The sequence below is a fragment of the Citreimonas sp. genome (genome assembly GCF_042096055.1).
Taxonomy (GTDB): Bacteria; Pseudomonadota; Alphaproteobacteria; order Rhodobacterales; family Rhodobacteraceae; genus Citreimonas.
Map to the genome: position 1 here is coordinate 7167 of NZ_JBELMH010000030.1, position 8138 is coordinate 15304.

7 protein-coding genes and 1 pseudogene are annotated in these 8138 nt (G+C 67.7%); 4 read left to right on the plus strand and 4 right to left on the minus strand.

The genetic code is table 11. The features are described 5' to 3' along the window. The 4 genes and pseudogenes from ACFDTC_RS08695 to ACFDTC_RS08710 all read right to left on the minus strand — a co-directional run. Nucleotides 1-1702, minus strand: a pseudogene (locus tag ACFDTC_RS08695) (sodium:solute symporter); the annotation flags it as partial. Continuing rightward, nucleotides 1699-1995 carry a hypothetical protein gene (locus tag ACFDTC_RS08700; RefSeq protein WP_375258484.1) on the minus strand — a complete coding sequence of 99 codons (297 nt, stop codon included), beginning with the start codon at nucleotides 1993-1995 and terminating at the stop codon, nucleotides 1699-1701. The gene ACFDTC_RS08700 and the pseudogene ACFDTC_RS08695, both read right to left, overlap by 4 nt. Next, a complete protein-coding gene (locus tag ACFDTC_RS08705; RefSeq protein WP_375258485.1) occupies nucleotides 1992-2366 on the minus strand; it encodes a response regulator transcription factor in 375 nt (124 codons plus the stop codon). The genes ACFDTC_RS08700 and ACFDTC_RS08705 overlap by 4 nt, the downstream gene beginning before the upstream one ends. Before the next feature lie 91 nt (nucleotides 2367-2457). Further along, on the minus strand, nucleotides 2458-3780 hold the full coding sequence (locus ACFDTC_RS08710; protein WP_375258486.1) for a short-chain fatty acyl-CoA regulator family protein: 1323 nt from the start codon (nucleotides 3778-3780) through the stop codon (nucleotides 2458-2460). 219 nt (nucleotides 3781-3999) lie between these two features. Here ACFDTC_RS08710 and ACFDTC_RS08715 point away from each other — a divergent pair, with 219 nt between their 5' ends. From ACFDTC_RS08715 to ACFDTC_RS08730, 4 genes are all read left to right on the plus strand, one after another. After that, nucleotides 4000-5343 (plus strand): substrate-binding protein, encoded by a 1344-nt coding sequence (locus tag ACFDTC_RS08715; protein WP_375258487.1) that lies wholly within the window; start codon nucleotides 4000-4002, stop codon nucleotides 5341-5343. A 121-nt stretch (nucleotides 5344-5464) separates the two neighbouring features. Next, nucleotides 5465-6496 carry a branched-chain amino acid ABC transporter permease gene (locus tag ACFDTC_RS08720; protein ID WP_375258488.1) on the plus strand — a complete coding sequence of 344 codons (1032 nt, stop codon included), beginning with the start codon at nucleotides 5465-5467 and terminating at the stop codon, nucleotides 6494-6496. 91 nt (nucleotides 6497-6587) lie between these two features. Next, entirely contained in the window at nucleotides 6588-7787 is a 1200-nt protein-coding gene (locus ACFDTC_RS08725) for a branched-chain amino acid ABC transporter permease (protein WP_375258515.1), read from the plus strand. A gap of 11 nt (nucleotides 7788-7798) precedes the next feature. Then, nucleotides 7799-8138: ATP-binding cassette domain-containing protein (locus ACFDTC_RS08730; protein ID WP_375258489.1), on the plus strand; the 340-nt coding region annotated here is incomplete at its 3' end.

The following is an 8138-nucleotide window of genomic DNA, read 5'->3' on the forward strand; positions in this document are numbered from 1 at the left end:
GGAACAGCGCCTGCGCCTCGCGCGCGCCCAGGATGCGCTGCGCCATGACCATCAGGTCTTCGGCCTGGGCCGCCGCACCCGACCAACCGCGCCGCCCGGCCGCCTGCAGGTCCGCGTTGACGAATTGCGCCCCCTGCAGGCGTTCGAGCGGGCTGGGAAAGCTGGCGATCGACGCTGCGAAGAAGGCGATGGTGTTGAGCGAAAGGGACCAGAGCACCGCATGCATCAGCGGGTCGAGTCCACCCAGCCCGAACAGCGCGTGCGGATGCAAGGCGCCGATGCCGAAGGGCCCGGTCTCGAATACCGCGAGCGACAGGATCACGCCCTCGCCGAAGCTGGGCAGGAACAGCGTGTACATCCACACGGCAGATCCGATGCCGATCCCGGCCATCGCGCCCAGCCGGGTGGCGCCGCGCCAGAAGATGCCGCCGATCAGCGCCGGCAGGATCTGCGCCACGCCGGTGAAGCTGACGAGGCCGATCGCCGACAGCGCCGCGCCGCCCCCGGACAGCGCGTAGTAGACGTATCCCAGCAGCAGCACGCCCATGATCGACAGCCGCCGCGACAGCAGCACCACGTGGCGCACGTCGCCCGAGAAGCTGACTGCGTCGTTTCGCAGGCGCAGCCAGACTGGCATGACGATGTGGTTCGACACCATGGTCGACAGCGCGATCGCCGCCACGATCACCATCGACGTGGCCGAGCTGAACCCGCCGAGGAAGCTGAGGACCGCCAGCCCCTCGTGGCCTTGGCTGAGCGGCACGGTCAGCACGAACAGGTCCGGGTTCGCGCCCACCGGCAACAGGTCGAGGCCCGCCACAGCGATCGGCACGATGAACAGGCTCATCAAACCCATGTAAAGCGGGAACGCCCAGGCCGCGAGGCGCAGCTGCGCGTCGCTGTCGTTCTCGACCACCATGACCTGGAACATGCGCGGTAGACACAGGAACGCGGCCGCCGACAGCATGGTCAGCCCCACCCAGCGCCCGCCCTGTACGTCCCATTGGCCCAGCGCCGAGGCATCGACGCGGTCCAGCGCCGCGGACACGCCGCCCATCAGGCCCCAGACCACGAAGACGCCGACAGCCAGCAGCGCGAAAAGCTTGACGACCGCCTCGACCGCGATGGCCATGACCACGCCGTGGTGCCGCTCATTCGCATCCAGGTTGCGGGTGCCGAAGATCACCGTGAACAGCGACAGGCCGGCGGCGACCCAGAACGCGGTCATCAGCTGGTTGGCACCATCGCTTTCGGGGTGGGCAAAGACGTCGACCGACAGCGTCACGGATTGCAGCTGCAGCGCGATGTACGGCGTCGTGCCGATCACCGCCAGCAGCGTGACGCCGACGCCCAGCAGGTTCGACTTGCCGTAGCGGGACGAGATCAGGTCGGCGATGGACGTGATCCGCTGCGCACGCCCGATGCGCACCAGCTTGCGCAGCCCCCAGAACCAGCCGATCATCACCAGGCTGGGGCCGAGATAGATCGTCAGGTACTCGAACCCGCCGCGCACGGCCGAGCCCACGGCGCCGTAGAACGTCCAGGCGGTGCAGTAGATCGACAGCGACAGGGTGTAGATGATCGGGGCGCGCAGCCAGTCGACACGGCCGCGCCGCGCCGCGCGCTCGGCGAAGAAGGCCACGCCGAACAGGAATGTCACGTAGGTCAGCGCAATGGCCGCCAGCGCGTTTGTGGTGATCACGGCGCGGTCTCGCGCCGGGCGCGCGCCTCGTCCTCGGCGGCGCGGGCGCGGCGTTCGGCGCGCTCGATCGCCCAGATCAACAGGCCGGCCGACAGTCCCAGAGCGGCCCAGGTGCCGAACAGGTAGATCAGCGCGCCCGAGGCCGACACCGCCTCGCCGGGCATGCTCCACAGGATCGGCACCAGCCACAGCATCAGCGCCAGCACCGGCAGGGCGCGGGCGGCGTCGCGCAAGCGACGCAGCCGGTAGGTCTGGCGTTCGACGAACAGCGGCGGCGGCGGGCCGGCGCTCATGCGGTGCTCCGGGTCAACGCCTTCACCGCCTCGAGCACTTCGGCGTTCGAGAACGGCTTGGTCATGAAGCGGCTTGCGCCCGCCCTTTCGGCCATCTCGCGATCGCGGGTCTGGCCGCGTGCAGTCAGCATCAGGATCGGCAGCGCGGCGGTCTGGGGATCCTCGCGCAGCTCGCGCAGGATGTCGTAGCCGGACCGACCAGGCAGCATCGCGTCGAGGATCAGCAGGTCGGGCGCGCGGGCGCGCACCGCGTCGGCAGCGTCCACGCCGTTGCCGTGGCTGTCGACTCGGTACCCCTCGCGCGACAGGATGAAACTGATCGCCTCGATAATGTTCGGCTCGTCCTCGACCACCAGCACGTGACCGGTCATCCCGCTCTCTCCCCTTGCCCGGCCGCCGCGTCCCGGAAGGGTCCTCCTCGCGCGGCCGGTTGCGCGATCCTAGTCGGCTTGGAGGGCTGCGTCAAAACACCGGTGCGCCGCGCGCGGCGCCGGCCAGGATCGACGGCTCGCGCCGGGCACGGCAGGCCTCGCGAGGGCAGACGCGGCAGGCGCTGCCGACATCCTCGACCGCGGCGGCCGCGCCGGTCTGCAGCGACCCCGGGCGGATCAACATCTGCGCCTGCAGGACCGGGTCACGGTCGCGCAGCGGGGTGGCGATGGGCAGCGCCAAGGCCTCGGCGCAGAACAGCGTGCCGTCGCCGGCCGCCGGGCGCACCAAGTCCGAGACCACGACGAACGGCCGCGCCAGCGCCCGGTAGAGCGGCCAGAGCGGGCAGCCTGCGCCGACGCGCGGCATGGGAAACGCCGGCAGCGGCTTGCGGTAGCCGAGCACGCCCGAGGCGTCGCAGGTGACCAGTCCCACGGGTTCCGCCAGGCGATCCGAAGGCATCGCCGCCAAGCGCCGCATCACCACGGCGACATCTGCGCCGAGGTCGTCGGCCAAGAGCACGGGGTCCGGCCCCAGCCGATCTACATACGCGGCGAGGCGGTCCATCGGCAGCGCGGCCGCGTCCGCCGCATAGCGCGCCAGTTCTACGTGCAGCACCGATCGCGCACCCGCCGAAAGGTCCGCGCCCATCTCCGCAAGCGCCTCCGCCGGCTCCGCGCCTTCTTCGAGCGCCGGGACGTGGTGACCCACAGCGTCCCAGGCCGCCTGAACCTCTTCCTGCGGGCTGCCGGTCTCGGACACCGCCTCGCCATCGGATTCGAGGTAGGCGACCAGCGCGCGCGACGTCTCGGCCAGCCGGGCGCTGTCCTCGTTGATGTTGCGGTGAAAGCGCGCCTGCCATTCCGGCGCGATCTCGCCCGGCTCGGCCAGGATCGCGGCGGTCGAGCGGATCGCGGTGACGGTCGTCAGCATCTCGTGCAGCGAGGTCGCCAGGTGCGGGTCGTGCGTCATCCGGTCGGTGAGCGTCTCCACGGTGCGCTCCAGCGCGGTCACGCGCGCCCGCGTCTCGGCCAGCAGGCGTGCCCAGCCGGGGAAGCGACCGGTGAACTCGTCGACGCGGTCGATTTCCGCCCCCGCATCGGGCGCGGCTCCGGCGGCCTCGCGCAGTCCGGCGATCAGCGCGGCGCCGGCGCCCTCGGCCAGCAGCGCGGCTTCGGTGTCCAGAAGCGCCGCGATGTCGACCAGCAGCTTGCCGCCGATTCTGCGGCGATTGTGTTCGATGAGGTTCAGGTACGAGGCAGAGATCCCGGCCGCGCGGGCCAGATCGGCCTGCCGCATGCCCTGCGCGATGCGCCTTTCGCGGATGCGCGAGCCGATCAGGGTTCCCCGGGCCATGACTTTCCTTACGTCATTTCAACGCGTTTCTGCGACGCAACATAAACGACTTTACAGCTCGCCGCGCGTTCCTTTTCAGATTTTGACAAAAAAAGCCTTGCATTGAAACCACTTGTTGCACGGTTTTCCTTTCTTTTGGCATGCTCTCTTTGCACCCTGTGCATGCCTTGCCGGATGGAGGAGTTCCGGCCTGGCGCTGAACCTGATTGGGAGGAATCCATGTCCAAGAGCAATCTGACGCGCCGCGGCGTGCTCAAGACCGGGGCCGTGGGCGGCGCCGGCCTGGCGCTGCCGACGATGTTCGCTTCGCGCGCCAACGCCTACACCAACGAGCCGACCGGAGACACCGTCACCCTGGGCTTCAACGTGCCCCAGACCGGCCCCTATGCCGACGAGGGCGCCGACGAGCTGCGCGCCTACGAACTGGCCGTCAAGCACCTCAACGGCGAGGGCGACGGCGGCATGATCAACACGTTCAGCTCGAACGCGCTCAAGGGCAACGGCATCCTGGGCAAGCGGGTCGAGTACGTGACCGGTGACACGCAGACCAAGTCCGACGCCGCCCGCGCATCCGCCCGCTCGATGATCGAGAAGGACGGCGCGATCATGATCACCGGCGGCTCGTCCTCGGGCGTCGCGGTGGCCGTGCAGGCGCTCTGCCAGGAGGCGGGCGTGATCTTCATGGCCGGCCTGACGCACTCGAACGACACCACCGGCAAGGACAAGCGGGCCAACGGCTTCCGCCACTTCTTCAACTCGTACATGTCCGGCGCGGCCCTCGCGCCCGTGCTCGAAGCCAACTACGGCAGCGACCGCAAGGCGTACCACCTGACCGCCGACTACAACTGGGGCTACACCACCGAGGAGGCGATCCGCTCGTCGACCGAGGCGATGGGCTGGGAAACCGTCGCGGCCGTCAAGACGCCGCTGACGCAGACCGACTTCTCGTCCTACATCGCGCCGGTCCTGCAATCGGGCGCCGACGTGCTGGTCCTGAACCACTACGGCGGGAACATGGTCAACTCGCTGACCAACGCCGTGCAGTTCGGCCTGCGTGAAGCGCAAGCCAACGGCAAGAACTTCGAGATCGTCGTGCCGCTCTACTCGCGCCTGATGGCTCGCGGTGCCGGCGACGCGGTGAAAGGCATCTTCGGCTCGACCAACTGGCACTGGTCGCTGCAGGACGAGGCTAGCCAGACCTTCGTGCGCTCCTTCGGCACGGAATACGGCTTCCCGCCCAGCCAGGCGGCGCATACCTGCTACGTGCAGACGCTGCTGTACGCCGATGCGTGCGAGCGTGCCGGCAGCTTCGAGCCCTGCGCTGTCGTCGAGGCGCTGGAAGGCTTCGAGTTCGACGGTCTCGGCAACGGCCCGACGCTGTACCGCGCCGAAGACCACCAGTGCTTCAAGGACGTCCTCGTGGTGCGCGGCAAGGAGAACCCGACCTCCGAGTTCGACCTCCTCGAGATCGTCGAGATCACGCCGGCCGACCAGGTCACCTACGCGCCCGACCACCCGCAATTCGCGGGCGGCGCCCTGGGGTCGTGCAACAACGGCGCCTGATCGCCGCCTCTGACAGCACCGACACGACCGGGCCGGCCCTTCTCAGGGGCCGGCCCGTACCGAACCGCATTTCCGATTCCGTCGGAGCACGCGGCACATCTGGACCTGGCGGGGTGAGGCCATGGACGCAATCATTCTTCAAATTCTCAATGGCCTGGACAAGGGCTCTGCCTATGCGCTGATCGCGCTGGGCCTGACGCTGATCTTCGGCACGCTGGGGGTCGTGAACTTCGCGCACGGCGCGCTGTTCATGATCGGCGCGTTCTGCGCGGTGACGCTGAGCCGGATCCTGAGCATGTCCTACACGGTGGTCGACGAGACGCGCACCGACTTCCTGGGCAACCCGATGCAGGTCGACGTGCCCTACGTCTACGGCATCTTCGGCGAAAGCGCCGGGCAGACCATCATCGACTGGGCCGTGCCGCTGGCGATCCTGTTCGCCATCCCGATCATGATCCTGATCGGCGTCGCGATGGAGCGCGGCCTGATCAAGCACTTCTACAAGCGCCCGCACGCCGACCAGATCCTGGTAACCTTCGGCCTGGCGATCGTGCTGCAGGAGATCATCAAGTACTACTTCGGCGCCAACCCGATCCCGACGCCGGCGCCGCCGGCCTTCACCGGCAGCTTCGATTTCGGCGTCCTGCTGGGCTTCGACGCGAACACGATCCTCTATCCCTACTGGCGCCTCGTGTACTTCATCTTCGCCGCGATCATCATCGGCGCGGTCTTCGCCTTCCTGCAGTTCACCACCTTCGGCATGGTGGTCCGCGCCGGCATGGCCGACCGCGAGACCGTGGGCCTGCTCGGCATCAACATCGACAAGCGCTTCACCATCATGTTCGGCCTCGCGGCCGCGGTGGCCGGCCTTGCGGGTGTCATGTACGGGCCGATCTACTCGCCGAACTACCACATGGGCATGGACTTCCTGGTCCTCAGCTTCGTGGTCGTCGTGGTGGGCGGCATGGGCTCGCTGCCCGGGGCCGTCGCGGCGGGGTTCCTGCTGGGCATCCTCGAAAGCTTCGCGTCCATGCGCGAGGTCATCAACATCATTCCAGGCATCAACCAGATCATCATCTATCTGGTCGCCATCATCATTCTGCTTGCACGTCCGCGGGGCCTCATGGGTCGCAAGGGCGTGATGGAGGACTGATCCCATGACCGATCAATCGCAAACGAGCGGAACCATCGCCCCCAAGAAGGCCTCCCGCCCCGGCGCGTCGGAAGCGGGTCGGTCGGGCGGGATGCTCGGGCTGGCGGGCAAGGATTTCCGGCTTCTGCTTCTGGTGACGGCGCTGACCATGCTGGCGCCGTTCATCCTGAACCCCTTCCCCGCCGACAGCGGCCTGGCGCAGTTCAACGCGGGCTATCCCGACCTGATGCAGCGCTTCGTGATCTACGGGATCTTCGCAATCGGCTTCAACATCCTGTTCGGCCTGACCGGCTACCTTTCCTTCGGCCACGCCGCCTTCCTCGGCGTCGGGTCCTATGCGGCGGTCTGGATGTTCAAGCTGGTAGGCATGAACGTGCTGCCCGCGATCGTGCTGTCGGTCGCCTGCGCCGGGCTCTTCGCGCTGCTGATCGGCTACATCACGCTGCGCCGGTCGGGCATCTACTTCTCGATCCTGACGCTGGCCTTCGCGCAGATGTGCTTTGCCCTCGCCTACTCGGTCCTCACGCCTCTGACCGGCGGCGAGACGGGCCTTCAGCTGGCGCTGGACGATCCGCGGATCCTGGGCGCGGCGCAGACCGCAAGCGGCAACATCCCGGTGCCCGGCCTCTTCGGCGTCGAGATGCGCGAAAGCGTCGACCTCGTGGTGGGCGGCTGGGCCTTCACCTTCAACGCGGGCTACTACTTCTGCGCGGTGGTGATGCTGCTGTCGTTCTACATGGCCATCCGGATCTTCCGGTCGCCCTTCGGCATGATGCTGCGCGCGATCAAGTCGAACCAGCAGCGGATGAAGTATACCGGCCTCAACCCCAAGCCCTACGCGCTCGCGGCCTTCGTGATCTCGGGCATGTATGCCGGTCTCGCCGGTGGCCTCATGGCCTCGATGGACCCGCTTGCAGGCGCCGAGCGGATGTTCTGGACCGCGAGCGGTGAGGTCGTGCTGATGACGATCCTGGGCGGCGCCGGCACGCTGATCGGGCCGGTCCTGGGCGCGGGTCTGATCAAGTACATGGAAAACATCCTGTCCAAGATCAACTCGGACATCCTGCACACCTGGTTCGCGTTCCTGCCCGACGGGCTCGAGGATTTCGTGATCACCATCATCTACCCGTTCATCGGCAAGGGCTGGCACCTGACGCTGGGCCTGATGTTCATGGCTGTCGTGATCTTCCTGCCCGGCGGCCTGGTCGAGGCCGGCCAGCGCATCGCCCGCGCGGTGCGCGGCAAGAAGACCGACGACACCGGTAACGCCAAGTCCGAACCCGCCGAATAAGGAGCGCATCCATGGGCATTCTCGAAGTCAAGGACGTGGGCAAGCGCTTCGGCGGGCTCCAGGCGTTGTCCGACGTCAACCTCAGCGTGGTGGAAAACACCTGCCACGCGATCATCGGCCCCAACGGGGCGGGCAAGTCCACCCTGCTGAACTGCCTGGTGGGCAAGCTTATCCCCGACACGGGCTCGGTGATGTTCGATGGCCAGTCCGTGCTGGGCCGGTCGCCGCACGAGATCAACCAGATGGGCATCAGCCGCGTGTTCCAGACGCCCGAGATCTTCGGCGATCTCAGCGTCATGGAAAACATCATGATCCCGCTGTTTGCCAAGCGCGACGGCGTGTTCCGCCTGC